Consider the following 26,449-nt stretch of genomic DNA (forward strand, 5'->3'; position numbering starts at 1 on the left):
GCCGGCCATGGCGCTGAACTACCACGACGTGATGACGATCGATCTATCTCCGCTCGCTGACGTGTCCGAGGCGTGGAGGAAGATGAGCGATCGCTTCGATGAGCTGAAGACCGACTACAAGAAGCATGTGCAGAGTGTTCTTGGCAATGGGAACTGGCAGGGGCTCGCGTACGGCACGCAGCAGCAGTACGCCTCGGCCACTGCTTTCGAGTTTGGAGCGGCCCAGGCGGAAGCGCTGGCCATCGCCAGTCTTCTCGCGGACGCACACACCGAGCTGACCCGCCTGCAGAAGTCGGTCAAGGCCCTGGTACAAGACGCGGAGAAGAAGGACTACACGGTCGACAGCTCCGGCAAGGCGACCTATATCGGGTATGACAACCTCTCCGAACAGGAGAAGTACGCCCTCCATCACGACCCCGACTACCCCCTGCTGCTGGCCGACGCGCGTGAGAAGGCACAGGGCTGGACTGAGGAGATCGCCAAGGCGGTCAAGGCCGTGGACGAGGCCGACCAGAGCGTGAGGCGGGCACTGACCCGCGCGACGAGTGATGGTTCGGCGGACGGCGTCGGAATCGGCGGATTTAACGCGCAGGCAGTAGGAGATCTGGCGAAGGCGGGTAAGCCCGACCCCAAAAAGAAACCAGGGGGATGGGTCTCCGAAGGCGAGTCCGAAGCCTCTGGCCCCGGCGTCGGAACATCGGTCACCGGGCCCGACACCGGGGCCGGTAAGTTGGGTGAGGCGGAGGCCCATGCCGACTTGGGCCGCGCGAGCGCGGAGGGCGCACTCGCCAACGGTCCGATGAAGCTCGCCGGGGAGGCCGAAGCCTACGCGGGCGCCAAGGTCTCCGCGGCTGGGGGCATCACCAACGAGGGGATCCAGGGCGAAGCCGGCGCCTTCGCCGGTGGCGAAGCCTCTGCCAAGGGACGCGCCGATCTCGGCCCCGTCGGGGTGTATGGACGGGCGGAAAGCATGGCCGGCGCAGAGGTCGGTGCCAACGCGGGGGCCGGTCTCGATGGCGTGCAGCTGGGCGGTGAGGCGTTCGCGGGGGCGAAGGCAGGCGCCTTCGGAGGTGTGGACATCGGGGGAATCGGAGTGGGCACCACAGCCGAGGGATGGGCCGGTCCTGGCGCCGAGGCAACCCTGAACTTCAGCAAGGACGCCAACGGCACATGGCACTGGGCCCCCGAAGTCGGTCTCTCTCCCCTTCTCGGTGGAGCCGTAGGTCTTGAGGTCACCGCAGATCCGGGGAAGATCGCCAATACTGCGGGCGATGCGGCCGACGCCGTGGGGGATGCCGCCGGATGGGTCGCCGGCGGGATCGGCAGCCTGTTCTGACGCACGCCACCGCAGACCCGCTGCCGCAGTAAGGATGGCCCGATATGCCCACGGCTCTGCCCGTACCGATTCAGTTCGAACTGCCGGAAGGCTGGCGCGCCGCACCGCCGGATACGGTGGGCGCACCGGAGGCCGCGTTCGTCGCACTGCACCCGCAACCGGATGCCCGATTCACCGCTAACATCTTGATCGATGGCGAGTACCACCCGGACGCGGCGAGGCTGTCCGCGATCGCCCACGACTCGGTGGAGCGCTTGAGCCAGGCCGCCACGTCGGTCAAAGTCACCAGCCACCGCGAGATCGGCTCAGCGGACGCACCGGGCTTCACGCAGACGCTGGCGGTCTCGACCGTCGTCGGGGGTGTGGCTCGCGACCTCGTGCAGTCGCAGGTGTACCTTTCCGTACTGGACGTCGACGATCCGCGTAAGCGGGCAGTGATCCGCCTGGTCCTGACCGCTACCGCATTCCAACATCCCTATGTGCTCGGTGACTTCCAGGACTTCCTGCGCACGGTCCGCCTGGATGCCGGCACGGCTTCATAGGCGTCCCGGAGGCGGCACATATGGCACCGGCAACCTGGATCGTCGTAAGTTGGCCTCATGGGCCTCTTCGACAAACTGACCGGAACCGAGCACCCCGAGGACGGTGTCGCGCCGCGCCCAGCCGGGGAGGTGCGGTCAGCCCTACTCGGCTTCAACCGGTCTGATGCCCCGTACATCATCCGTAACGGCGCCGCGGAAGGCGCCGACCTGGTTGCTGAGTGGCGGATGGCGGAGCCCGCCTGGCAGACGTTCTTCATTCAGTCCCAGCTGACTCGCGCCGTCCAGATCCGGATGCGTCTGGTCGAGGAGAACCACGAGGTGCGTGTCCTTGAGGAAGGGCGCGAGGTCACCCGAGTCGGGAATCCGCCGAGGCTTGCGGTTTCCAAGCAGTACACGCGCGGGCCCGACAGGACCGTTTCCCGCCACTACAGGATCCAACGCGGGGAGAGTGGCCGCCTCCAAGCGACAGAGACTTTCCGTTTCGATGCCTCGGAGCTGCGCAACCCTCTGCAGGACATCGTCCTCAAGTCGGGCTGGACCTGGCGCGGAGTGATCTTCGGCAAGCTGTGAGGCCAGCCGCCCCTGCGTGGGCCTCTCCCAGCAGACCAGGAAATTTTCTTGCCCTGTGGAACCTGGTAGCAGCCGGATACGATGAAGAAGTTCAGATGTCTTGTTGTATGACAACTCCGGGTGCTTGGAGTCGCGTACAGCGATGGCTGGGTGACCTCGATGTAGGCGTTGTCTGACGTCTCCGAGTACGAGGACTTGAGTCAGTTCAACGCGGGCAACGGAACATCTCTTACCGGCCAGCCCGGCCGGGGTCCTGAGCGATCCGACTCAGGGCCGATCTTCGACCGTCATTCCAACGATCGCTGGGGGCGGGGTGAAGGCTGCCGGGGTGTGAGGAGGGGCGGGGCCGGTGGTGGCGGGGGCGCAGCCGTTCGATGGTCTGTTCAGCTCGGCGACGCGCGTGCGGGGCGTTGTCGCGTTCGTAGACAATGCGGACGCCGATAGGGCCAAGGCTCTGGGTGGTGAGCAACCGGTAGCCGAGCGCGCGGGGCAATCTCCCTGATGCGGTGCTGCTTCGAGGCTGTGGTATGGCCGGGCAACAGCTCGACGCGGCCACGGCCATCAAGGTGCGCGCGTATCTCGTCGTCCTTCATTTGACTCCACTCCCGGAAAAGTCGGCAACCACAAAGCAACTCCGTACTAACAGCAGCTAACACAATGAGCCGAGTTGTCGATGGGTAATGACAGCAGGCGAGTTTGAGGAACGCTTCGTGGAAGTCGGCTCGCCGTTCCCAGCGGATCCGCAGGCGTCAGAAGCCGTGCAGCCACGCGAAGGTCCTTTCCACGACCCAGCGGTAGGTTCCCAGTCCTGTACTGTGCCGGGCTCCGCGGCGGGGGCGGCCGCCCCGGCCGCGGACCGGTGGGACCGCGTTGAGCAGAGGCAGCAGCTGCGTGACGTCGTTGCGGTTGCCGCCGGTCAGCAGGACCGCGAGCGGAGTGCCGTGCCCGTCGGTGATCAGATGGTGTTTTCGAGCCGGCCCGGCCCCGGTCGACCGGCGAGGGCCCCGTGTTGATCCCCCTTTTACGGCCCTGACGTGGGAGGAGTCGACCACGCAACGGGACCAGTCCAGCCGCGAGGCAGCGTTTAGCTCGGCCGACAAGACCACGTGCAGCCTTTGCCACACGCCGGCCTCGTTCCAGTCCCGCAGCCGCCGCCGGCACGTCATGCCCGAGCCGAAACCGAGGCCCTGCGGCAGGTACTCCCACTGGATCCTGGTGTGCAGCACGTACAAGATCCCGCGCAGCACATCCCGGTCTGGCATCGGCTTGCGGCCGGGATACCGGAACCTGCGTTCACGCTGTGGAAGCAACGGCTCCCGGCGATCCCACAACTGATCCGACTCAGCGTAGGTTTCTTTAGCCGGTATTTTTGTTTCCATCATTGCTCTATTCCGACTATGCGTCGGCCGCGCGTGAATGTCGGCTCCACGATCGCGACTACTCCGTCATAGGGGCTGGGACCTTAATAGGTAGATTCGCATCCTTAACGCACCCCAGTTTTTCTGCGAGCCGACGCGAGATGGAGTTCAGTATGATCATCCTGTCCTTGCTTGTCCCCTCCTCTTTGAATTGATCGCCCGAGCTGTACATACTCGCTTTCACGTATGGCTTGGTTCCCTCGGGGCTCTCTGTCGGACAAGCGAAGAAAAGTGATGCCCCGAAGTTCGCATTCGTGGCCGCGTAAGCGCCCATCGAGTAAACGGTTGTCTTCGGTGAGTCTCTCTGTAAGGAAGTGCGTTTATCTGGGTGGCTAATAGCCACTTCGAAGTCAACCTCGATCAAGGGGTGCGCGCTCTTGTCACCAGCTGCGTAGATGGTGCACTGGTTTCGGAGGCGGTGCCATGAAGTCCCTCGACTGCACTGCTTAGTGAGAACTTCTTTTGTGAGGCGCCGTCGGCAGTGCTCCGCCCCTCAAGCTCTGCGAATTTATCCGTTCCTGAAATCCTTTTCAGTGCAGCTGCCGCTGAGGTATTGAGAGTTGATGCACAGACCTGAGTGGTGGGAACCCCGTCCGCTTCCGAGGTGGTGTGCTTATTGCAACCGGACAGTGCAGCGACAGCCGAAGCACTAGAAAGCGTCCACAAAAGGAGCCTATTTTTTGGCTGACTTGATTTCCGAGAGGCGGCATCTGGTTCACTGCGTCAGTCTTCCTTGTAGGCAGGGCGCCCGCGGTAGTCATTCTGGTGGGAACCTGTTCCAAGGTATCCTGCCTTGATCGGCCGCCCGGCAGTTCCGGTACCCTGCGGTGGGGCTGGCATCGCACGGGCTTCCACGAGAAGCAGGTCTGGTGCACCTTTTTCATCGAACCCGGGCAATAACGTTCAGACCTCAGTAGCAGTCTGCGATGATCTTGAGAACGTTCTGCCGCAGCAACGGAACAAAGTGATCGCCTGCTCCTCTGGCGACCCGGAGGAGCAGGCGATCACGGTCAGTCTTCGACGATCAGAGCTTGAACACACCCCGCCAGGTCCATCCGAGACCGAGGACTACGTCCCGCAAGGGGTCCGTCATCTCCCGCGTGTCGAAGCGGAACGCCTCGACCCTGTGCCGACGGCCGTCGGGACCCTCCTTCGTCTCCCACTGGCGGTACACCGCGGGCGCGTGCCCACGTCCATACTTCGCATTGGCGTTGTCAGGCGAACGGTTCTCCCACCGCTCATCGAGGAAACGTACCTCGCGCTTCTCCGGGATCAGGCGCATCCGGGTCTTGAGGGTCACGCCCACCCGCCGGATATTGCACTCTGCCACTAGGTCGGCCTTCTCGCCAGGGAGAGCATTGCGCACGCGGTACGGCGCGTCCGCCCGGTTGAGCGCGAGCAGTGCGGTCCGAACCTCGTCGATAGAACGCGGGGTGACACCGCTGTCTGGGCGCTTGGTTCCTGTCAGTTTGTCGAAAAGGCCCATCATGATTGCGTGTCATCACGGCGAAGTCTTGTCGTGCCTGGGGCTACTCGTCGATCTTTGACGGCATGTCACACTTCGCTTTGGCGTGAGTATATGAAGAGGCAGTCTTTGTGAGCTTGATCAGCTCCTCGCGCACCGCGTCATCGCTGGAGTTTCCCGCCTGCTTCAGCTCAGTAGAAACGCTGAGATTGTATTGTCCACCTGGAGCCTTCCCGGGTGAAGTGCATGGTACGAAGATGGCCACGAACCTACTGGAGGCGACGGCTTTATCTCCGGCCGTGAAGGGTGTGAGTGATTTGATGGATTCCTCGTTCGCAGCTGTTCCTTTGACCCACTGAGTCCAGCTTTTTGCCGACTCGTCTTCCATCAAGCGTGCTTTCACGACCAGTAGCTGTTTGTCGCCACCGGAGACGAAGCATGAGGACTCATAGTTGGTGTCCGTGACGCCAGCGCGAAGGCTCGTATTTTCGTCGAAGGAGTACGAGGGTTCCTCCGGCAGCACCTTCGTCAAAGCGTTGACCACGCTGGACGAGGGGCCCAGTGAGGAACATACCTCTCCCGCTTCAATCTTACCCTTCTCCCTGAAGGGCCAGACTTTGTAAGTGTACGCAAGGCCTGCGAAGAGAGCCAAAGCGACCACAGTTCCGACGACGAGAATCATCTTTGGGTGAGTGAGTCTCAATTTTCAACCTTCCGAATCGAGTTGCCGGGGAATTCCCTCGCCATCGAAATAGTCATGAATCTTCGTGCGAGCGCTGTCGAATCCATCTTCTGCTGAGGTTCCCACGGAGGCCTCGATGAGTGGGTAGCTGTGGCCGGAATTCTTTCCTGCTTTTTGAGCTGCTGCTTCGACGGCGGCGTAGGTCGATGACTTGGTGTCCTCGACCTTTTCACCGTTGCGGTAAACGACCTCTCCCGAGCTGTCCTTCAGAGAGCCCTCGGTGATGCCGCTGATGATTTCGTCGGCAGCTGTGCCGGCCAAATCCCCGATGATAGCGCCACCAGGGCCAGTGGCTGGTGTTGCGGCCATACCGATCCCAATGCCGACAATGGCGCCGCCCCAAGTGCCGACACTCTCGATCTTGGCGTTGTAGTCGGCATCTTTGGCGCCGTCTTCGAGCTCGCTCTCGTAGGCGCGACCTGCGCCGATCATGCCCTCGATCTGCCCGGCGGTTCGGGCGATATCGTCAATTCCTTGCTTGAGGCGATCTTGCTGATCAAACGCAGGGTCGTAAGCATACACCTCGGGATTCTCGAAGTGGTAGTGCATCAACTGTGTCGTATAGCTGGTCTGCCCCAGATTCACAGCTGCGTAACTTTCAGGATTTCGCCCGAGTGTATACAGGAATCGCGTGGTGTCCCTTTCCGTCAAATCTGCCGCTGTGCCTGAAATGGGGAAGAGTTGCTCCTCGCCCTCAGTCCCGGCATGAAGTCCGCGATGAATATCAGGCATGTATTCAGCGGCAATCTGGCCCATGCTGTCCGACATATAGCTGTTCTTAGTGAGACGGCTCGGATCTTCGGAGATGGAAGCCACGAGCCTCTGTGTCAGCCTGGCCTGGTCAGCATTGTGTGCCAGCGTATCAACCGTAGGGATTTCTCCGGCCGGATGCCCCGTAGTAGCCGCCTCCAACGCCAACGCCAAGTTGTTCCTTCCGGCGATGCTGTCCTCGCCCTTGTCGTCCGTGTCCTGCGGCCAGTCGCGCTCCTCGAACAGGTAGTCGAAGTTGCTGAGAGTCCGCTTCCCCTCCTTCCCGTCACCGTCAGTGTCGTGCGTGAAGTCATGTTCCTCGTCCTTCGTGACGAAGGTGCCGTTGAAGAACTCCGTTGCCGCATCCGGGTTATTGGACAGCCCCTTGAGGTACCCAGTCATCGGGTCCCAGCCCGAGTCGGTACCGGTGCGGTTGAGGAGCGGGTCGCCACCCGTACGGGTCCACGCTCCGTGGCGGCCGTTGTCCGTGAACTTCTTCTCCGTCTCGATCAGCTTGTTGCCGTAGTCGGCGAGGAATCGGTCGTCGTAATTGCCGAACCGCATCAGGTTGGTCATGACCTGCGCCCCGAGGGGGAAACCGCCGTTGCGGCCCACGGGCTTGTCGGCCAGGTCGGTCATTCTGTACTTCCAGTCCGACATGTCGGCGCTGTCGCTCTGCGATGCCGTAGCAAGCGTGAGACTGAGGTTCTTCTGCAGGTCGTCGAACTTGTCCGACCGCTTATGGCCCAGTTCCCAAGCGCTGTTCGGATCGTTGACACCGGTCCAGAAGTTGAGCGTCCCGTTCGGTCCGAGGCTCGTGGCGAAGCGTTCCGCGAACAGTTCGTCGTCCGCGTAGTCCTTCAGCCCCTTGTTGAGCCGGTCGAACTCCGCAGGGGTGAGGTCCTCGGGCTTCTTCTTCGCCAGCCTGGCCAGCTCGTCGGCTTTCTTGATCGCGTCGGCCGCCTCGTCCCGACTGTTGTAGTCGGCGTCCGAGAAGCCCAGCCTGCTCTGGTCGGCAATGGCCGTGAGAACCGTGCTGGCTGTCTTGTCGCTCTCGGTGGCTTTGTCGAGGATCTTCTGGAGCTCGTCTCGAAGCGCGGTGATCTCGCCCTTGTTGTCCTTGTCCTCCTGCGCGCGGCCTTCCGGCGGGATATCCGTGGTGACGGTGAAGCCGCCTTCGTAACCGATCACCGTCAGCTTCTTCTGACGGCCGCGTTCGATGGCGTCGACGAGCTGCCCCTTGTAGCCCTTCAGCTCGTCCCGGGTATCCCTGAGGATCTTGTAGATGGAGTCGGCCTGGCCATGTGCGTCCTTGAACTCCTCGGTCGTCTTACCGATGAATTCCTTGGAGACGTCGGCGTTGTAACCCGCCCATTCGGCCTTATTGGCGGTGCCTCTGAGGCCCTTCTCGGCTTCCTCCTTCAGGGTCTCCAGGTCCTTGACCATCGTCGACCAGTCGTCGATGGCATCGTCGAGCAAACTGAAGTCGGCATTCCGAAGGGCGTCGAGATCCATCAGTTCTTGCCCTTCTTGTCATCCGGTTCGCCGTAGACCGAGTTCTGCCTGCCCGGAGGACCGACACGCTCGTCGAAGCCCGCGTCCAGCAGGTCGATGCTGCTCATCTGCCGGCGGATGTAGTCGTCGTCATCGGCATGCAGGTTCTTGGTGACCCTCATGTGGTTCGAGATGTGTGCGCACGCGTCCCGCAGGGAGGACAGCTGCTGGTCCCATCGGAGCGCCACGTGTTGGAGCGCGCTGCCGAGGGCGAATCCGCCCTTTGTCAGGGCTCCAGCGGCGCTCTCGCTGGTGGGGACCGCTCTGCGCCCCTTGTTCCACAGGTCGTCGTACAGGTCGAAGGCGTTCTGGCCGATCTTCGCCAGATCCTTCTGGCTGACCTTCAGGTCGCCGTACTGGCTCGGATCCGGCGCGGGCCGACCGCCGTTGCCGGGGTCCAGCTGGTTCAGATGCATCCGGGTTGAGCCGTCCTGAGCTGCCTGCGACTTCAGCTGCTCCCATTCATCCCACGCCATCGCGCGGACCCCTTCCCCGTGTCCCCGTAAAGCCGTCCGATGGACGGACCATTCTGCCGAACCAGTACCAGGCCAGGTCCGTGACCCAGTTCAAAACGAGTCGCCAGCCCAGACGAACGCCAGGATCCGCTTCGACCGATACCCCGAGCCCGACGACTCGTTCGCTTCAGGATCCCGGACTGACGCGCCTGGATCACCAGCACAGCGCCTGCTGGTCGGCCCCCGGAGGCGCCACTCGTCCCCCTCAATCCTCAAGCCCACCCGACTCGATGTAGTCAATGCTGGTGAACCACCACACGGCCATCACGACCATCAGCGCCGCGAGCGAGAGCAGGAGAATCCGTCGGGCTCTGTACCCCGCCTCTGACGGTTCGTTCGCCTCTGGATCACTGAAACGGCGTGCCTGGAAACGCCACCAGAGCGCCTTCTGGTCGACCAGGCCCATCCCGCCGAGCCAGAGGGCGAGCAGAAGCATGAAGATTCCTACCCCGACCATCAGAACGTCCCCTCCGGACTCAACCCGATCTGCACCAACGGCTTCCCCCTCCGCCGAGACACGAAGACCCCCCGCCCCGCAGGCATGGGCCGCGGCCGTACCCCACCGAGCAGGTCACCTTCACTCGGGTCGCCGGCCAGCACGACCCCCTGCGCGCCCAGCTCCTTCACTCGCTGCATGAACGCCTCATACGACGCCCGCCCCGCGCCGGCTGTCGACCGCGCGATGATGAATCGCACCCCCACATCCCGGGCGAACGGCAACAGCTCTGTCAGTCCCGCCAGGGGGTTCCCGCTCGACGTGGCCACGAGGTCGTAGTCGTCGATGACGACGTACACCGTGGGCCCGCGCCACCAGCTCCGGTCCCGCAGTTGCTGGGCGGTGACGTCGGCTGTCGGTGTGCGGCGCTTCATCAGGTCGGCCAGGGCGGCCATGTGGTGGTCCATGGAGTTGGACATGGGGATGTACTCGGCGAGGTGGGACGAAGGTGTCACGTCCAGCAGCGAGCGCCGGTTGTCGACGACGAACAACTTGGCCTCGTCGCCCGAGTACCGCTGCGTCACCTGCTTGATCAGCAGCCGCAGCAGGTTCGACTTGCCCGACTCGCTTTCGCCGAAGACGAGGAAGAACGGGTCCTGCTCGAAGTCGACGAAGACCGGTTCGAGGTTGTCCTCGTCGAGGGCGAAGGCGACGCCGCGGCGCGGGAAGCGATCGCCCGGAGGCAGTTGGTCGGCCGAGAACTCGCGGGGCAGCAGGCGGACTTCGGGGGCGCCGGGGGCCTGCCAGTGCCGGGCGACCTCGGTTGCGAGGGCCGCCGTGGCGTCCGCCAGGTCCGTGTCGGAGGTCAGACCGTCGATGCGCGGCACCGCCGCCATGAAGTGCAGCTTCTGTGGCGCCTGTCCGCGGCCGGGCACACCCGCCGGGACGTTCGCGGCCACCTTGCGGTCCAGCTCGGAATCCATCGTGTCGCCGAGCCGCAGCTCCAGGCGGTTCATCAGGTGGTCCTTGAGGTTGGCCCTGACCTCCATCGAGCGTGAGGCCGTCAGGATCAGGTGGACGCCGTAACCGAGACCCCGCGCGGCGATGTCGTGGATCACCTGGTCCATCGCCTCGTATTCCGCGCGGAAGTTGCCCCAGCCGTCGATGACCAGGAAAACATCACCCCAGGGCTGATCCGTGACCGAGATCTCGCCCCGGGCCCGCCTGGCCCGGAAGTCCGCGATCGACGCGATGCCCGCGGAGCGGAAGTACTCCTCGCGGCGGGTCAGCACGCCGTACACCTCGGCCACCGTGCGCCGCACCCGCTCCGGATCCAAGCGCGAGGCGACCCCGCCCACGTGCGGCAGTCCGGCCACCGCCGCCATGCCGCCACCGCCGAAGTCGAGGCCGTAGAACTGCACTTCGTACGGCGTGTGCGTGAGCGCGAACGCCGAGATCAGGGTGCGCAGCAGCGTCGACTTGCCGGACTGCGGGCCGCCGATGATCTGCATGTGGCCGGCCGCGCCGGAGAAGTCGACCCAGAGCGGGTCGCGGCGCTGTTCGTACGGCTTGTCCACCAGGCCCGCCGGTACGATCAGGCGGCCGGCACCCTCGTAGCCCGGCTGTGTGAGGCCGCGGCCCTGCACCGCCGTGAGGCCGGGCAGGAGCCCGTCGAGCGGCGGCGGGCTGTCCAGCGGCGGCAGCCATACCTGGTGAGCCGCCGGACCCTGCGCCTCCAGCCGGCGCACGATCACGTCGAGCACGGTGTCGGCGAGCGCGTCGTCGATCTCCGGACCGTCCGAAGCGAAAGGGCGCTGTTGCGGCACAGCCACGTACTGCACCGGCACCTCGGCCGCCGTGAACAGCACCGGACGCCGGTCCACCGGCAGCGGGCCGCCACCCAGCGTCGCCCGCTGCGTGCCCGAGCGGTACACGCCGGAGACGTACGCCGCCTTGAAACGCACCATCTCGCCCGTGCCGAACTTCAGAAGGCCGGAGCCCGGGACGTTCGGCAGCTCATAGGCGTCCGGTACGCCGATCGCCGCGCGGGACTCCGCGGCGGAGAAGGTACGCAGACCGACGCGGTAGGACAGGTAGGTCTCCAGACCGCGCAGACGGCCCTCCTCCAGTCGCTGCGACGCGAGCAGCAGATGCACGCCGAGCGACCGGCCGATGCGGCCGATCTGCACGAACATCTCGATGAAGTCGGGTTTCGCCGTCAGCAGCTCACTGAACTCGTCGATGACCAACACCAACGACGGAATGGGCTGCAGGGCCGCACCAGCCGCGCGGGCTTTCTCGTAGTCGTGGATGTTGGCGTAGTTGCCCGCGTCACGCAGCATCTCCTGGCGGCGGTTGAGTTCGCCGCGGATGGAGTCGCCCATGCGGTCGACCAGGGTGAGGTCGTCCGCGAGGTTGGTGATGACGGCCGCAACGTGCGGCATCCGCGCCATACCGGCGAAGGTCGCGCCGCCCTTGAAGTCCGCCAGGACGAAGTTGAGCGTCTCCGACGAATGGGTGACCGCCAGGCCCAGTACCAGAGTGCGCAGCAGCTCCGACTTGCCGGAGCCGGTGGCGCCCACGCACAGGCCGTGCGGGCCCATGCCCTCCTGCGCGGCCTCCTTGAGGTCGAGCATCACGGGGCGGCCGTCCTCGCCGACACCGATCGGCACCCGCAGCCGCTCGGCCAGCGAACGCGGCCGCCACGTGCGCTGGGTGTCGATCGACGCCGCGTCACCGAGGTTCAGCAGGTCGGTGAACTCCAGGTTGGCGAGCAGCGGTTCGTCGTCGTCCCCGCCCGATGCCATCCGCAGCGGGGCCAGCTGCCGGGCCAAGGCCTCGGCGGACTCGTACGAGAGGACGTCCGGAGTTCCTTCGTAGACGACACCGTGACCCGACTCCAGGTGAAGCGCCTCGGGCTGTACGACGATGGAGAGCTCGCCGCCGCCCGTGGTCAGATCGCCGGGAACCACCTCGAGGACGGTGACGCCCTGGAGCCCTTCGGGGTTGGCCAGGACCGAGTCCGGCGGCAGGGAGAGACCGTCGAGTACGACGACGATGTGGGGCTCCTCCGGCAGGGGTGCCGCGTTCGGGTGGAAGCGCGGGCGGCCGGTCAGCCGGGCGGCGAGCAGGTTCTCCAGTTCGCGGCTGTCGCTGTTGATCAGCCTGCGGCTGCCCGCTCCGTCCACGGCACCGGGCGCCTGGACGTGCGGCAGCCACTTGGCCCACTCCCAGTGGGGCAGGGCCTCGCGGCCCGCCGCCACCACGATGAGCAGATCCTCCGGAGAGTGCAGTGCTGCCAGCGAGCCGGTCATGGCCCGGACGGAGGACCGTACGGACTGCGGATCGCCGCTGATCGTGACGTGGTAGAACGCCCGCAGCGAAACCGCCATGGGCAGGTCGTCCAGGGTGCTGTGGACGGCGAGGAAGCGCTGCATCGCACCCGCGGTCAGTGGCTCCAGCTGCGTGACGGGGGCGGTCTCGGGGGCGACGAGGGCGCTGGCGAGGGCCTGCGCGCCGAGACCGATGCGGACCTGGGCGAAGTCCTCGTCACCGGGGCGTCGTTCCCACACTCGGCTGCCCTCGGCGACCAGGGCCCACAGCTGTTCGGGGGAGGGGTGGAGGAAGTACTGCGCGTCACGCTGTGTCTTCGCCGTGTCGACGACCGTGCGCCGGATCTGCGCCAGGTAGCTCAGGTAGTCGCGGCGCATGTCCGCCAACTCCCCCTGCGAGCCGCGGCGGAAGCGGATCACCATCGCGACGGACATGGCGATCGTCGAGGCGATCATGATCATGCCCATGATCCTCATGAACGGCTGCCCGCTCGTGAAGAAGAAGACCACCGAGCCACCCATGCCCAACGTCGGCAGGAGTTGCATCAGCACGCTCTCCCGGTGTCCCCGCGGCAGTTCGGGCGGAGGCTGCAGAACGATCTCCTGTGTGGGCACTTCGGACGGCAGCACCCGAGGCGGGCGCTTCACGACGATGTGGCTCACTGTCATCCATTCCCTCGGCCGGCCCGAGAGTCCGTCCGCCGCCCCGTGTCAGGCGGACGCAGGCCGCCGCGTGATCCTACTGACCTCAGTGGGGACAAGGGGGCGATAGGGTTCCGGAGTTCGCATCGGCACACGCGAGTTGAGCTGGAGCAATGGGGCATAGCGCGCGATCCGGCGAGTCGCGGAACCCCCGGCGACGGCACGAAGGCCCTGTTCCCATGACCTCGCCGCACGGTCGGTCACAGGGGACGGGGAATACGCGTAGGACTTCCATCCCGTTGGTACGGAATCATCACTGAGGGGGAGCAGCAGGTGAGCATGACGGCCTCCGCGGCAGCCACCGGAGGGGCACCCGGTACGGGAACTCCCGCCGGGGCGGGCACGGGTCTCGGTTTCTGCCGCGTCACCATCGTCGCGCCCGACAGTCGGATCGACGTGGCGCTGCCCGACGACATCCCGGTCGCCGACATCTATCCGGAGATCCTCAGGCTCTCCCAGCAGCGTCCTGCCGAGGGCGCACCCGTCGGCTACCACCTGGTCCGCCGGGACGGCACCGTCCTCGACAGCGCCCGCTCCTTCGCCGCCCAGCGCATCCTCGACGGCGAACTCCTCGCGCTGCGCCCGTTCTCCGAGTCGCTGCCGCCCGCCGTCTTCGACGACGTCTCCGAAGCGGTCGCCTCCGCCGTGACCAGCGAACGCACCTTGTGGAGCGGTGACTTGACGCGTGCGGCGGGCCTCGTCGGGGGAGGTGTACTGCCGGCTCTGCTCGCCTTCGTCGCCTGGACGGGCGACCCACTCCACGACATGAACAGCCTGCCCGGCATCCTCGCCGGCGTCGCCGGTGTCCTCCTGGTCGTCCTCGCCTGCGTGCGCGCCCGGGTCTACGACGACCGGGCCTCGGCCATCGCCTTGGGTCTCGGCGCCCTCCCCAACGTCGGCGTGGCCGGCTCGGGTCTTCTGCCGCTCGCCGACGGGCAGGGGATCGGCAGGCTCCAGTTCCTTCTCGCCTGCGCGGCGGTGCTGCTGGCCTCGGTCGTGCTCACCCTGTGCTCGCCGAGTGGGGACGGCCCGTTCGTCAGCTTCGTCGTCGCCTCCGCCATCGGCCTGCTCGCCGTGTTCGCGGCGATCCTCGCCGACTGGACGCCTTCCGAGACCGCAGCGCTGTGCGCCCCGATCGCCGTCGGAGGCCTGGCCTTCCTGCCGGGCCTGTCGATGCGCTTCGCCCGGCTCCCGATCGGCTTCGACATCCCGAACACCGCCCCGCGCAGCGCGTACGACACCGACCCCACCCCCCACGAGCCGGTCGACGCCGAGCGGGTCACCGCCAAGGCGCGGCGCGGACACGAACTCCTGGTCGGCCTGGTGGGCGGCTGCGCGCTGATTGCCGTGAACTCATCGGCGGTCCTCGGGTTCTCCTCGAACGTCTGGGCCCAGCTCCTCGCCCTCGCGACCGGCCTGGCCCTGCTGATGCGCGCCCACCTCTTCCGGTACACCGGCCAGGTGGCCCCCGTCCTGGCCGCCGGTCTCGCCTCTCTCGTACTGCTCGGCCTCGGGCTGGCGCTCAATCCGCCGCACTCGATGGTCCGCGAGGCTCTCACGGGCGACCGCACCGACCTCGACATCCGGACCATCTGGCTCGTCGCGGCGATCGCCGCGATGGCCGCGCTCGTCACGGCGATCGGCCTGATCGTCTCGCGCGGCGGCCTCACCCCGTTCTGGGGGCGCTTCCTCGAGATCGCCGAGGGCTTCGTGCTGCTGACCCTGGTGCCGCTGACCCTGGCTGTGTTCGACGTGTACGCGACGGTCCGCTCGATGACCGGCTGAGTCCCGACCCGCTTCCTTCGTCCATCGGATGGCGGCGGCCGCGGGCGCCGGGCTGCTGCGGGACCAGTTTCCCGCTCAGTCGGACACGCCGTCGACCGCCACGACGCAGAGCCCTGCGGATTCGACGGGCACTCGTCACTGGTCAGCGACGAGTGCCCGTCGACCCGGTCAGACCTTCCGTCACCCACCCGTCACTCAGGGGCAAGCCCCCCATTGCGGGGCGCCGGTTCCAGATCGAACTCCCCGTCCCGCGCCCCCAACACGAACGCCCGCCACTCCGCCTCCGTGTAGCGCAGCACCGTCTCCGGGTCCAGCGAGGACCGCATGGCCACCGCCCCCTCGGGCAGGTACGCGATCTCGACCCGCTCCTCGTGCTCCTCGGTGCCCGGCGCGCAGTGCCACTCGACACCGGAGATGTCGAGGGCGTAGAGCTCGTCCCGCTCCCGCTCCTTGCGTGCCTTGATCTCCTCAGCCGTCTCCGCCATCTCGCAGCGACCCCTTCCCGACATACGAACGATCCGAGCCCGCCCACCCTAGTGGCCGCCCCGGCCCCGCCCGGGAGGTTCGGGGACCAGGGCAAAGACGCCCCCGACCACCTGGTACCCTGGTCGACGGCCGTTTGTGTACGCACCCCCGGAGCCGATCGCTCTGGAGGCCGCGCCCAGCGGATCCCCGCCTTCCGAGTCAGGGAAGCTCCCCCGAGAAGCAGACCGGGGGCACTCGGTGGCTATCCACAGATTATGAGGAGTACGCGTGTCGCTCGACGCCGCTACGAAGAAGCAGATCATGGCCGAGTTCGGTACCAAGGAGGGTGACACCGGCTCCCCCGAGGTCCAGGTCGCTCTGCTGTCGCGTCGGATCTCCGACCTGACCGAGCACCTCAAGACCCACAAGCACGACCACCACTCCCGCCGTGGCCTGCTGATCCTGGTGGGTCAGCGTCGCCGCCTTCTCCAGTACCTGGCGAAGAAGGACATCCAGCGCTTCCGTACGCTGGTCGACCGCCTCGGCATCCGCCGCGGTGCGGCGGGCGCCAAGTAAGACGCCGTGAAGGGAGCGGTTCCCGGGAGAATCGGGACCGCTCCCTTTGCTGTACGCACGGGACTGTACGTGCGGAGTGTCACCACCCCTTTGTAGTGTGGTAGCACAACGCAATACGGACGACACAGCACGACAAGAAGAGGAGAGGCGCTCCAAGCCGCCGCCGGTCCTCGGTAGTGGCCCCCGGGGGAAGTGAGCCCCGGGTGCTTCGATCGAAGACCGGCCCGCACAGCACGGCGCGCATCTCCGCAACCGTCCCCCTGCCACACGGGCAGCCGGGACGAAGACGAGGAGAAAACGCTAGTGGAGAACGAGACCCACTACGCCGAGGCCGTCATCGACAACGGCGCCTTCGGCACCCGCACCATCCGCTTCGAGACGGGCCGCCTGGCCAAGCAGGCCGCCGGCTCCGCCGTGGCGTACCTGGACGACGACACCATGGTGCTGTCGGCCACCACCGCCTCCAAGAACCCCAAGGACCAGCTCGACTTCTTCCCGCTCACGGTGGACGTCGAGGAGCGGATGTACGCCGCCGGCAAGATTCCCGGCAGCTTCTTCCGCCGCGAGGGCCGTCCCTCCGAGGACGCGATCCTCACCTGCCGCCTGATCGACCGCCCGCTGCGCCCGTCCTTCAAGAAGGGCCTGCGCAACGAGATCCAGGTCGTGGCCACGATCATGGCGCTCAACCCCGACCACCTGTACGACGTCGTGGCGATCAACGCCGCCTCCGCGTCCACGCAGCTGGCCGGCCTGCCCTTCTCCGGCCCGATCGGCGGCGTCCGCGTCGCGCTGATCAACGGCCAGTGGGTGGCCTTCCCGACGCACACCGAGCTCGAGGACGCCGTCTTCGACATGGTCGTCGCGGGCCGCACCCTGGAGGACGGCGACGTCGCGATCATGATGGTCGAGGCCGAGGCCACCGAGAAGACGATCCAGCTGGTCAAGGGCGGCGCCGAGGCCCCGACCGAGGAGGTCGTCGCCGCCGGTCTCGAGGCCGCGAAGCCCTTCATCAAGGTCCTCTGCAAGGCCCAGGCCGACCTCGCCTCCAAGGCCGCCAAGCCCACCGGCGAGTTCCCGATCTTCCTCGACTACCAGGACGACGTCCTGGAGGCCCTCACCGCCGCCGTCAAGCCCGAGCTCGCCTCCGCGCTGACCATCGCCGGCAAGCAGGAGCGCGAGGCCGAACTGGACCGCGTCAAGGCGCTCGCCGCCGAGAAGCTCCTGCCGGAGTTCGAGGGCCGCGAGAAGGAGATCTCCGCCGCGTACCGCTCGCTCACCAAGCAGCTGGTCCGCGAGCGCGTGATCAAGGAGAAGAAGCGCATCGACGGGCGCGGACTCACCGACATCCGCACCCTGGCCGCCGAGGTCGAGGCCATCCCGCGGGTCCACGGCTCCGCCGTGTTCGAGCGCGGCGAGACCCAGATCCTGGGCGTCACCACCCTGAACATGCTCCGCATGGAGCAGCAGCTGGACACGCTGTCGCCGGTGACGCGCAAGCGCTACATGCACAACTACAACTTCCCGCCGTACTCCACCGGCGAGACCGGCCGCGTCGGCTCCCCCAAGCGCCGCGAGATCGGCCACGGCGCCCTCGCCGAGCGCGCCCTGATCCCGGTCCTGCCGACGCGCGAGGAGTTCCCCTACGCGATCCGCCAGGTCTCCGAGGCGCTCAGCTCCAACGGCTCGACGTCGATGGGCTCGGTCTGCGCCTCCACCATGTCGCTGCTGAACGCCGGTGTGCCCCTGAAGGCCCCGGTCGCCGGTATCGCCATGGGCCTGATCTCCCAGGAGATCGAGGGCGAGACGCACTACGTCACCCTCACCGACATCCTCGGTGCGGAGGACGCCTTCGGCGACATGGACTTCAAGGTCGCCGGCACCAAGGAGTTCGTCACCGCCCTTCAGCTCGACACCAAGCTGGACGGCATCCCCGCCTCCGTCCTCGGCGCTGCCCTCAAGCAGGCCCGTGACGCCCGCCTCCACATCCTCGACGTGATGATGGAAGCGATCGACACGCCGGACGAGATGTCCCCGAACGCCCCGCGGATCATCACCGTCAAGATCCCCGTGGACAAGATCGGCGAGGTCATCGGCCCCAAGGGCAAGATGATCAACCAGATCCAGGAGGACACGGGCGCCGAGATCACCATCGAGGACGACGGCACGATCTACATCGGTGCCGCCGACGGCCCCGCCGCCGAGGCCGCCCGCGCCACGATCAACGGCATCGCCAACCCGACGATGCCCGAGGTCGGCGAGCGCTACCTGGGCACGGTCGTGAAGACGACCACCTTCGGCGCGTTCGTCTCCCTGCTCCCCGGCAAGGACGGTCTGCTGCACATCTCGCAGATCCGCAAGCTGGCCGGCGGCAAGCGCGTGGAGAACGTCGAGGACGTCCTCGGTGTGGGCGCCAAGGTCCAGGTCGAGATCGCCGAGATCGACTCCCGCGGCAAGCTCTCCCTGATCCCGGTCATCGAGGGCGAAGACAACGATGAGACGAAGGACGACACCGACAAGTGACGTCGAGTAGCTCCAAGGCGACGGCCCGCACCTCCTCCGAGGCGCGGGCCGTCGCCCGTACCCAAACCCTCATCAAGGGCCAGAACGGCATCGGCACGGTCCGCAAAACCACCCTCCCGGGCGGCCTGCGCATCGTCACCGAGACCCTGCCCTCGGTCCGCTCCGCGACCTTCGGCATCTGGGCGCACGTCGGCTCCCGCGACGAGACGCCCGCGCTGAACGGCGCCACGCACTACCTGGAGCACCTGCTCTTCAAGGGCACGCACCGCAGGTCCGCCCTGGACATCTCCTCCGCCATCGACGCGGTCGGCGGCGAGATGAACGCGTTCACGGCGAAGGAGTACACGTGCTACTACGCACGCGTGCTCGACAGCGACCTGCCGCTCGCCATCGACGTCGTCTGCGACATGCTGACCGGCTCGCTCATCCTCGAGGAGGACGTCGACGTCGAGCGCGGCGCCATCCTCGAAGAGATCGCCATGACCGAGGACGACCCGGGCGACTGCGTGCACGACCTCTTCGCGCACACGATGTTCGGCGACAACCCCCTCGGCCGCCCCGTCCTCGGAACGGTCGACACGGTCAACTCCCTCACCGCCGATCGCATCCGCCGCTTCTACAAGAAGCACTACGACCCGACCCACCTGGTCGTCGCCTGCGCGGGCAACATCGACCACGGCAAGGTCGTGAGGCAGGTCCGCGCCGCCTTCGAGAAGGCCGGCGCCTTCAAGGACCTCACCGCCGAGCCCGTCGCCCCGCGCGACGGCAAGCGCGCCCTGCGCACCGCGGGCCGCGTCGAGCTGATCGACCGCAAGACCGAGCAGGCCCATGTCGTGCTCGGCATGCCGGGCCTGTCCCGCACCGACGAGCGCCGCTGGGCCCTCGGCGTGCTGAACACCGCCCTCGGCGGCGGCATGTCCTCCCGCCTCTTCCAGGAGGTCCGGGAGAAGCGCGGCCTGGCCTACAGCGTCTACTCGTACACCTCCGGCTTCGCCGACTGCGGCCTGTTCGGCGTGTACGCGGGCTGCCGGCCCTCCCAGGTGCACGACGTGCTGAAGATCTGCCGCGACGAGCTGGACCACGTCGCCGAGCACGGCCTCTCGGACGACGAGATCGGGCGCGCGATCGGCCAGCTCCAGGGCTCCACGGTCCTCGGCCTGGAGGACACCGGCGCGCTGATGAACCGTATCGGCAAGAGCGAGCTGTGCTGGGGCGAGCAGATGTCCGTCGACGACATGCTGTCCCGGATAGCCTCGGTCACCCCGGACGACGTCCGCTCGGTCGCCCGCGAGATCCTGGGACGGCGGCCCTCCCTGTCGGTCATCGGCCCGCTGAAGGACAAACAGGCGGCCCGCCTGCACGACGCCGTCGCCTGACAATCCCCCTGGTGAAGGAAGCACAAGAGATGAGCAAGCTGCGCGTGGCGGTCCTCGGCGCCAAGGGCCGGATCGGCTCCGAAGCCGTCCGGGCCGTCGAAGCCGCCGAGGACATGGAGCTGGTCGCCGCCCTCGGCCGGGGCGACAAGCTGGAGACGCTGACCGAGGCCGGCGCCCAGGTCGCGGTCGAGCTGACCACGCCCGATTCGGTCATGGCCAACCTCGATTTCTGCGTCGGCCACGGCATCCACGCGGTCGTCGGCACCACCGGCTGGACCGAGGAGCGCCTCGCGCAGCTGAACGGCTGGCTGACGAAGTCCCCGGAGACGGGCGTGCTCATCGCGCCGAACTTCTCCATCGGGGCCGTCCTCACCATGAAGTTCGCGCAGATCGCCGCCCCGTACTTCGAGTCCGTCGAGGTCGTCGAGCTGCACCACCCGAACAAGGTGGACGCCCCCTCCGGCACCGCCACGCGCACCGCCCAGCTCATCGCCGAGGCCCGCCGCGCCGCCGGCACCGCCCCCGCCCCCGACGCCACGGCCACCGCCCTCGACGGCGCCCGCGGTGCCGACGTCGACGGCGTCCCGGTCCACGCGGTCCGGCTGCGCGGACTCCTCGCCCACCAGGAGGTCCTGCTCGGCGGCGAGGGCGAGACCCTGACGGTCCGGCACGACTCGCTCCACCACAGCAGCTTCATGCCGGGCATCCTGCTCGGCGCCCGCCGCGTGGTGAGCACCCCGGGCCTGACCTTCGGCCTGGAACACTTCCTGGACCTGAACTGAGCCCCTGACCGTCATGCGCGCGAAGCTCTCCTACGCCCTCACGGCCGCCGTCCTGGTCGTCTACTTCGTCCTGGTCGGCAGCCGCGGCGTCCTGCTCATCGAGGCCGGCACGCCCCTCACCGTCACCTTCGGTGTCGCGGTGCTGATCCTGCCGGCCATCGGCGTGTGGTTCCTGTGGAAGAACACCCAGTTCGTCCGCAGGGCCAACGCCCTCGCCGCGGAACTCGACGCCGAGGGCGGTCTGCCCGTGGACGAGTTGAAGCGCACCCCAAGCGGCCGCATCGACCGCGACTCCGCCGACGAGGTCTTCGCCAGGCGCAAGGCCGAGACGGAGGCCGCTCCCGACGACTGGCGCACCTGGTTCCGCCTCGCCGTCGCCTACCACGACGCCCGCGACACCCCGCGCGCCCGCAAGGCGATGCAACGCGCGATCGCCCTGCACGACGGCAAGCAGCCCGAGGCCGCCTGAACTTCCGTCCCCTCATGCCGGCGGGGCCGGACCACGTACGGTCCGGCCCCGCCGGCATGAGAACGAGCAGATCAGCGCGGACCGTACTCCCCGGCCCACGCCTCCACCGAGTCGGCCGCCCGGTCGAAGGCCTCCGTGCGGCCCAGGAAGTCCGCGTTGTGCGTGGTCAGCAGCGCCGGCAGACCGTCCGCCGGCCGCCCCTGCCGCACGAGCAGCAGCGCCTGACCCTGCACCCTCCGGGGCAGTCCCAGCCAGCGCACGGGCTGCTGCACCGTACGCACCGAGGCGACCTGCTCCCAGGGGGCCGTACGCGTCGTGAGGAACCCGACGTGCCGCAGCCCGCGCGCGCTCACCCACACGCCCATGCGCAGCAGCCGCAGCGCCGCGGCGATGACGAGCAGCGCGAGAGCGAAGACCAGCCCGGCGGAGGCTGGTTCGGCCGTCGCCGCGATGATGACGGCGGCGAAGAGCACGAACGAGGCGAGCAGCAGCGCCAGCGCCGCCACCCCCACCCGCCAGGGCCCGGGCCGGTACGGCCGCCGCCACCGGTCACGGTCGTCGTAAGGGAGCGGAACGTCGTCCGCCGCCTCGAAAACGCGGTCGGCCGTCAGGAAGGGCAGGGGCACGGCTGGTCCTCACTCGATCCATGCGTGGGCTGTGCCCGGTGAGGCTACCGATCTGTGTCCCCGGTCACCACCGGCGGGGGGCCGGATGGAGTCACGGCCGACCCGGGGGTGCTTCAGCGCCTCTCGGACGCCTGCGACTGCTGAGGCTGGTTGGCCGAGTGGTCGGGCGACAGCGCGGGCGTCCCGATGACCAGGGACCCCACGAGTCCCGCCACGATGGTGAGCCCCATGAGCCATCGGCCGGCCATCTGGCCGACGGACAGCCGCTCACGCGGCGGGGGAGTGACATTGCTGCGGAACCTGTCGGCCTCGGCAACGAAGGCGAACGGTACGGGTTCACGCCGACCGGACATCAGGGGTGCGTCTCCCTTCGGAGGTGGAACGGATCACTTTCATCTGTAGAGACGAACGAACTCCCTCAGAGGTGCCCTGTTTCACCGACTTCATTGCGGCACGCCACCGATCGCACTGAATTGGCCGGGCCGTAGAGTGGCGTCGCCACACGACGAGATGGGAAGGCCCTGCCAACCGTGACCGACACCCCCGCCGACGACCTCAAGCCCAGCTACCGCAGCGATGTCACCGTCGAGCTGGTCAAGCACACCGCGTCCGACGCGGACGTCCTCTTCGCCGCCCGCGTCTCGACCCTCGGCGAGCAGTCCCTGGACGAGCTGAAGAAGGACCCCGAGCGTTCCAAGGGCCTGATCAACTACCTGATGCGGGACCGGCACGGCAGCCCCTTCGAGCACAACTCGATGACCTTCCTGATCAGCGCCCCGATCTTCGTCTTCCGCGAGTTCATGCGGCACCGCGTCGGCTGGTCGTACAACGAGGAGAGCGGCCGCTACCGCGAGCTCCAGCCGGTCTTCTACGTCCCCGACGAGTCCCGCAAGCTCGTCCAGGAGGGCCGCCCGGGCAAGTACGTCTTCGTGGAGGGCACCCGGGCCCAGCAGGAACTGGTCGGCCGGGTCATGGAGGACTCCTACCGCCAGGCGTACGAGGCCTACCAGGAGATGCTCGCCGCCGGCGTCGCCCGCGAGGTCGCCCGCGCGGTCCTCCCGGTCGGCCTGTACTCCTCGATGTACGCCACCTGCAACGCCCGCTCGCTGATGCACTTCCTCGGCCTGCGCACCCAGCACGAGCTGGCCAAGGTCCCGTCCTTCCCGCAGCGCGAGATCGAGATGGTCGGCGAGAAGATGGAGGCCGAGTGGGCCCGGCTCATGCCGCTCACGTACGCCGCCTTCAACGCGAACGGGCGCGTGGCGCCGTAACGCGCTCCCGTTCCCCGGCCAGGTACAGATGTACGGTTCAGCCGCGCGAAGTGTCCGTATTGCGGCATTTGGAGAAGTTCATCTAGCCTGATCAAACGGGTCCGGCACTGCTTGAACCCCCGAGCAGGCAGTGCCGGGCTCCACCTTTGTCACGACTTGTCGCCTGCCCCGAGGGCAGACCCGGTCCTGAGCAACGAGTAGCGTGTAACCCATGGCTCCGACCTCGACTCCGCAGACCCCCTTCGGGCGGGTCCTCACCGCCATGGTCACGCCCTTCACGGCGGACGGCGCACTCGACCTCGACGGCGCGCAGCGGCTCGCCACCCACTTGGTGGACGCAGGCAACGACGGCCTGATCATCAACGGCACCACCGGCGAGTCGCCCACCACCAGCGATGCGGAGAAAGCGGATCTCGTTCGGGCCGTCCTGGACGCCGTCGGCGACCGCGCCCACGTCGTGGCCGGAGTCGGCACCAACGACACCCACCACAGCGTCGAACTGGCCCGTGCGGCGGAGCGCACCGGCGCACACGGCCTGCTCGTCGTGACCCCGTACTACAACAAGCCCCCGCAGGAGGGCCTCTACCGGCACTTCAGGGCCGTCGCCGACGCCACCGGCCTGCCGGTCATGCTCTATGACATCCCCGGCCGCAGCGGCGTCCCGATCAACACCGAGACGCTCGTCCGCCTCGCCGAGCACCCGCGGATCGTCGCCAACAAGGACGCCAAGGGCGACCTCGGCCGCGCCAGCTGGGCCATCGCCCGCTCCGGCCTCGCCTGGTACTCCGGCGACGACATGCTGAACCTGCCCCTGCTCTCCGTCGGCGCGGTCGGCTTCGTCTCCGTCGTCGGCCACGTGGTCACCCCCGAGCTGCGCGCCCTGGTCGAGGCGTACACCTCGGGCGACGTCCAGAAGGCCACCGAGATCCACCAGAAGCTGCTCCCGGTCTACACGGGCATGTTCCGCACGCAGGGCGTGATGACCACCAAGGCGGCGCTCGCCCTCCAGGGCCTGCCCGGCGGACCTCTGCGCGCCCCCATGGTCGAGTGCGCGCCCGAGGAGATCGAGCAACTCAAGATCGATCTTGCCGCCGGCGGGGTACAGCTCTGACATCAGACTTCGCGCGGCCCCCCGCGCATGTGCTTCACAACTGAATAAGCGGGCCACCGGTGCCCGCACCACCCCACACACAACTGCTCATGCACGAACGTCACGCGCGCCACGTGCCCCACCGGTACGTGGCGCGTGTGGTGAGGAGAGTCTTTTGAGTCATCCGCATCCCGAACTCAGCTCGCCCCCGCCGCTCCCCGAAGGCGGCCTGCGAGTCACCCCGCTCGGCGGCCTCGGCGAGATCGGCCGCAACATGACGGTCTTCGAATACGACGGCCGCCTGCTGATCGTCGACTGCGGAGTGCTCTTCCCCGAGGAGGAGCAGCCCGGAATCGACCTGATCCTGCCGGACTTCTCGTCCATCAGGGACCGTCTCGACGACATCGAGGGCATCGTCCTCACGCACGGCCACGAGGACCACATCGGCGGCGTCCCCTTCCTCCTGCGCGAGAAGCCGGACATCCCGCTGATCGGCTCCAAGCTGACCCTCGCCCTCATCGAGGCCAAGCTCCAGGAACACCGCATCCGCCCCTACACCCTGGAGGTGGCGGAGGGGCACCGCGAGCGCATCGGCCCCTTCGACTGCGAGTTCGTCGCGGTCAACCACTCCATCCCGGACGCGCTGGCCGTGGCCATCCGCACCCCCGCGGGCATGGTGGTGCACACCGGCGACTTCAAGATGGACCAGCTCCCGCTGGACAGCCGCCTCACGGACCTCCACGCATTCGCACGCCTGAGCGAGGAGGGCATCGACCTCCTCCTCTCGGACTCGACGAACGCCGAGGTGCCGGGCTTCGTCCCGCCCGAGCGGGAGATCTCCAACGTCCTGCGGCAGGTCTTCGCGGGCGCCCGCAAGCGCATCATCGTCGCGAGCTTCGCCAGCCACGTGCACCGCATCCAGCAGATCCTGGACGCGGCGTACGAGTACGGCCGCCGGGTCGCCTTCGTCGGCCGCTCCATGGTCCGCAACATGGGCATCGCCCGGGACCTCGGCTATCTGAAGGTCCCGCCGGGTCTGGTCGTGGACGTCAAGACGCTCGACGACCTCCCGGACAGCGAGGTGGTCCTGGTCTGCACGGGCTCCCAGGGCGAACCGATGGCCGCCCTGTCCCGCATGGCCAACCGCGACCACCAGATCCGCATCGTCCAGGGCGACACGGTGATCCTGGCGTCGTCCCTGATCCCGGGCAACGAGAACGCGGTCTACCGCGTGATCAACGGCCTCACCCGCTGGGGTGCCAACGTGGTCCACAAGGGCAACGCCAAGGTCCACGTCTCCGGCCACGCCTCCGCGGGCGAGCTGCTGTACTTCTACAACATCTGCCGCCCGAGGAACCTGATGCCGGTCCACGGCGAATGGCGCCACCTGCGCGCCAACGCCGAGCTGGGCGCCCTGACCGGCGTCCCGCACGACCGCATCGTCATCGCCGAGGACGGCGTCGCCGTGGACCTCATCGAGGGCAAGGCGAAGATCTCGGGCAAGGTCCAGGCGGGCTACGTCTACGTCGACGGCCTCTCGGTCGGTGACGTCGGCGAGCCGGCCCTCAAGGACCGCAAGATCCTCGGCGACGAGGGCATCATTTCGGTCTTCGTGGTCATCGACTCGTCCACCGGGAAGATCACCGGCGGCCCGCACATCCAGGCCCGCGGCTCGGGCATCGAGGATTCCGCCTTCGGCGATGTGATTCCCCGGATCACCGAGGTACTCGAACGCTCCGCGCAGGACGGCGTGGTCGAACCCCACCAGATGCAGCAGCTCGTACGCCGCACCCTGGGCAAGTGGGTCTCGGACACGTACCGGCGCCGGCCGATGATCCTGCCCGTGGTGGTGGAGGTCTGACGACCTGTCGGGTCTGAGCCAGTGCCAACTGGGAGCGGGGCGCCTCGATTTGCATCGAGGCGCCCCGCTCCACTAGGTTTACAACTCCTCCCGACGGGGCACCCGGGCCAACTCAGGCACCAGGGGCCATGCCCGGCCGGGCCGGGAAATCCGACTCAGAACCTCTGATAAAGTCGGAACCGCCGGAAAGGGAAACGCGGAAGCGGGAACCTGGAAAGCACCGAGGAAATCGGATCGAGAAAAGATCTGATAGAGTCGGAAACGCA

At 67.2% G+C, this 26,449-nt stretch carries 21 protein-coding genes and 1 pseudogene; 12 read left to right on the forward strand and 10 right to left on the reverse strand.

All coding sequences use genetic code 11. The features are described from left to right. Nucleotides 1-7: 7 nt before the first annotated feature. Genes ABZ386_RS19300 through ABZ386_RS19310 form a run of 3 tightly spaced genes read left to right on the forward strand, consistent with a single transcriptional unit; the run spans nt 8 to nt 2,448 of the window. On the forward strand, nt 8-1,336 hold the full coding sequence (locus tag ABZ386_RS19300) for a hypothetical protein (RefSeq protein ID WP_358965277.1): 1,329 nt from the start codon (nt 8-10) through the stop codon (nt 1,334-1,336). Between the two features lie 44 nt (nt 1,337-1,380). Continuing rightward, a complete protein-coding gene (locus ABZ386_RS19305) occupies nt 1,381-1,878 on the forward strand; it encodes a hypothetical protein (protein ID WP_356670227.1) in 498 nt (165 codons plus the stop codon). 57 nt (nt 1,879-1,935) lie between these two features. Beyond that, the gene (locus ABZ386_RS19310) at nt 1,936-2,448 is read left to right on the forward strand and encodes a hypothetical protein (RefSeq protein WP_351341525.1); all 513 of its coding nucleotides are present in this window, start codon (nt 1,936-1,938) and stop codon (nt 2,446-2,448) included. Nucleotides 2,449-3,134: 686 nt separating this feature from the next. On the opposite strand, the pseudogene ABZ386_RS19315 reads toward ABZ386_RS19310, so the two are convergent. The 7 genes and pseudogenes from ABZ386_RS19315 to eccCa form a co-directional block, all read right to left on the reverse strand. Continuing rightward, nucleotides 3,135-3,827: pseudogene (locus ABZ386_RS19315) on the reverse strand (IS5 family transposase); the annotation flags it as partial. Nucleotides 3,828-4,890: 1,063 nt separating this feature from the next. Next, nucleotides 4,891-5,355 carry a hypothetical protein gene (locus tag ABZ386_RS19320; RefSeq protein ID WP_356668988.1) on the reverse strand — a complete coding sequence of 155 codons (465 nt, stop codon included), beginning with the start codon at nt 5,353-5,355 and terminating at the stop codon, nt 4,891-4,893. 40 nt (nt 5,356-5,395) lie between these two features. Further along, nucleotides 5,396-6,013: a hypothetical protein gene (locus ABZ386_RS19325; RefSeq protein WP_356668986.1), complete on the reverse strand. Its 618-nt coding sequence runs from the start codon at nt 6,011-6,013 to the stop codon at nt 5,396-5,398. Between the two features lie 24 nt (nt 6,014-6,037). Further along, entirely contained in the window at nt 6,038-8,338 is a 2,301-nt protein-coding gene (locus ABZ386_RS19330; RefSeq protein WP_358965279.1) for a DUF6571 family protein, read from the reverse strand. Continuing rightward, the gene (locus ABZ386_RS19335) at nt 8,338-8,853 is read right to left on the reverse strand and encodes a hypothetical protein (protein WP_358965281.1); all 516 of its coding nucleotides are present in this window, start codon (nt 8,851-8,853) and stop codon (nt 8,338-8,340) included. The genes ABZ386_RS19330 and ABZ386_RS19335 overlap by 1 nt, the downstream gene beginning before the upstream one ends. A 244-nt stretch (nt 8,854-9,097) precedes the next feature. After that, nucleotides 9,098-9,328, reverse strand: a complete 231-nt coding sequence (locus ABZ386_RS19340) for a hypothetical protein (RefSeq protein ID WP_355719751.1) — start codon at nt 9,326-9,328, stop codon at nt 9,098-9,100. A gap of 20 nt (nt 9,329-9,348) precedes the next feature. Beyond that, entirely contained in the window at nt 9,349-13,323 is a 3,975-nt protein-coding gene (gene eccCa / locus ABZ386_RS19345; RefSeq protein ID WP_358965295.1) for a type VII secretion protein EccCa, read from the reverse strand. 318 nt (nt 13,324-13,641) lie between these two features. On the opposite strand from eccCa, the gene eccD reads away from it, so the two are divergent. Beyond that, nucleotides 13,642-15,147 carry a type VII secretion integral membrane protein EccD gene (eccD, locus tag ABZ386_RS19350; RefSeq protein ID WP_351341600.1) on the forward strand — a complete coding sequence of 502 codons (1,506 nt, stop codon included), beginning with the start codon at nt 13,642-13,644 and terminating at the stop codon, nt 15,145-15,147. Nucleotides 15,148-15,338: 191 nt separating this feature from the next. Here eccD and ABZ386_RS19355 read toward each other — a convergent pair whose 3' ends face one another. Next, on the reverse strand, nt 15,339-15,632 hold the full coding sequence (locus tag ABZ386_RS19355; protein ID WP_114255643.1) for a DUF397 domain-containing protein: 294 nt from the start codon (nt 15,630-15,632) through the stop codon (nt 15,339-15,341). 268 nt (nt 15,633-15,900) lie between these two features. Here ABZ386_RS19355 and rpsO point away from each other — a divergent pair, with 268 nt between their 5' ends. The 5 genes from rpsO to ABZ386_RS19380 all read left to right on the forward strand — a co-directional run bounded on the left by rpsO (nt 15,901) and on the right by ABZ386_RS19380 (nt 21,335). After that, entirely contained in the window at nt 15,901-16,188 is a 288-nt protein-coding gene (gene rpsO, locus ABZ386_RS19360) for a 30S ribosomal protein S15 (protein WP_031118350.1), read from the forward strand. A gap of 303 nt (nt 16,189-16,491) precedes the next feature. After that, the gene (locus tag ABZ386_RS19365) at nt 16,492-18,708 is read left to right on the forward strand and encodes a polyribonucleotide nucleotidyltransferase (protein WP_351341551.1); all 2,217 of its coding nucleotides are present in this window, start codon (nt 16,492-16,494) and stop codon (nt 18,706-18,708) included. After that, the gene (locus ABZ386_RS19370) at nt 18,705-20,084 is read left to right on the forward strand and encodes a pitrilysin family protein (protein ID WP_351341554.1); all 1,380 of its coding nucleotides are present in this window, start codon (nt 18,705-18,707) and stop codon (nt 20,082-20,084) included. Before ABZ386_RS19365 ends, ABZ386_RS19370 begins: the two co-directional genes overlap by 4 nt. A gap of 29 nt (nt 20,085-20,113) precedes the next feature. Then, entirely contained in the window at nt 20,114-20,866 is a 753-nt protein-coding gene (dapB, locus tag ABZ386_RS19375) for a 4-hydroxy-tetrahydrodipicolinate reductase (protein WP_351341603.1), read from the forward strand. Nucleotides 20,867-20,879: 13 nt separating this feature from the next. Then, nucleotides 20,880-21,335, forward strand: a complete 456-nt coding sequence (locus ABZ386_RS19380; RefSeq protein WP_114255647.1) for a hypothetical protein — start codon at nt 20,880-20,882, stop codon at nt 21,333-21,335. A gap of 71 nt (nt 21,336-21,406) precedes the next feature. Here the strand turns inward: ABZ386_RS19380 and ABZ386_RS19385 are convergent, their stop codons facing one another. Continuing rightward, on the reverse strand, nt 21,407-21,961 hold the full coding sequence (locus ABZ386_RS19385) for a hypothetical protein (protein ID WP_351341556.1): 555 nt from the start codon (nt 21,959-21,961) through the stop codon (nt 21,407-21,409). A gap of 113 nt (nt 21,962-22,074) precedes the next feature. Further along, nucleotides 22,075-22,314 (reverse strand): hypothetical protein, encoded by a 240-nt coding sequence (locus ABZ386_RS19390; protein ID WP_351341558.1) that lies wholly within the window; start codon nt 22,312-22,314, stop codon nt 22,075-22,077. A gap of 177 nt (nt 22,315-22,491) precedes the next feature. On the opposite strand from ABZ386_RS19390, the gene thyX reads away from it, so the two are divergent. The 3 genes from thyX to ABZ386_RS19405 all read left to right on the forward strand — a co-directional run bounded on the left by thyX (nt 22,492) and on the right by ABZ386_RS19405 (nt 26,183). After that, entirely contained in the window at nt 22,492-23,232 is a 741-nt protein-coding gene (gene thyX / locus ABZ386_RS19395) for an FAD-dependent thymidylate synthase (protein ID WP_114255650.1), read from the forward strand. A 211-nt stretch (nt 23,233-23,443) separates the two neighbouring features. Beyond that, on the forward strand, nt 23,444-24,343 hold the full coding sequence (gene dapA, locus ABZ386_RS19400; RefSeq protein ID WP_358965283.1) for a 4-hydroxy-tetrahydrodipicolinate synthase: 900 nt from the start codon (nt 23,444-23,446) through the stop codon (nt 24,341-24,343). Nucleotides 24,344-24,497: 154 nt separating this feature from the next. Then, a complete protein-coding gene (locus ABZ386_RS19405) occupies nt 24,498-26,183 on the forward strand; it encodes a ribonuclease J (RefSeq protein ID WP_351341564.1) in 1,686 nt (561 codons plus the stop codon). Nucleotides 26,184-26,449: the final 266 nt, after the last annotated feature.

It is taken from the genome of Streptomyces sp. NPDC006140, from assembly GCF_040628815.1.
GTDB lineage: Bacteria > Actinomycetota > Actinomycetes > Streptomycetales > Streptomycetaceae > Streptomyces.